Annotated in this window: 1 pseudogene; it reads right to left on the bottom strand. The window is 48.3% G+C overall.

Going from position 1 to position 694, the window contains the following annotated elements:
* Positions 1-694, bottom strand: a pseudogene (locus CIK04_RS24155) (transglycosylase domain-containing protein); the annotation flags it as partial.

Here is a 694-nt window from a genome sequence, read left to right as displayed (position 1 = left end):
TTCGAGCTCATTACCCGCCACTTTCCCCAACTCAGGGACTTTTTTGCTGATCGCTTTTTCCAATTTGTCTTGTGAAATTAGGATCAAGCGAAGTAAACACGCGCAATCCCGTTTCGCCTTGGAAAGCTTCCCCACTTTCGCCCTTAATTCCATCGACAACTGCTGAAAATAAGCGGGCTGACGGCTGGCAATACGAGGGACATTTTGAATATCAAGAGGGCGACTGGCGGCTTGATCGTACTCCGATGCGGTGAGCATGTTTTGCTGCATCATCAAACGCAGCACCAAGTCACGACGCTCTTTGGTTCGCTCAGGAAAGCGCACTGGATTATAGTAAGATGGCCCTTTCACCATCCCCCACCAGCATCGCAACTGATCCAATACGCAACTCTTGGATCGGTTGACCAAAGTAGTAACGAGAAGCCAAACCAAAACCATGGATCGACTTGGTTTCCACTCTGCCCTAAATAGACTTCGTTAAGATAGGCTTCAAGAATGCGATCTTTACTGTAGCGATAGTCCAAGATCAACGCGATATACGCCTCTCTCACTTTTCGCCATAAAGTTCGGTCTTGGGTAAGAAAAAGGTTTTTGGCCAACTGCTGTGTCAAGGTACTGCCCCCTTGCACCGTTCTGCCCGCTTTAACGATTGACAAACATCGCGCGTGCAATCGCTAATGGAGATACACCATCA

The organism is Vibrio sp. 03_296 (assembly GCF_002265885.1).
This window is presented reverse-complemented; position numbering and strand designations above follow the sequence as displayed.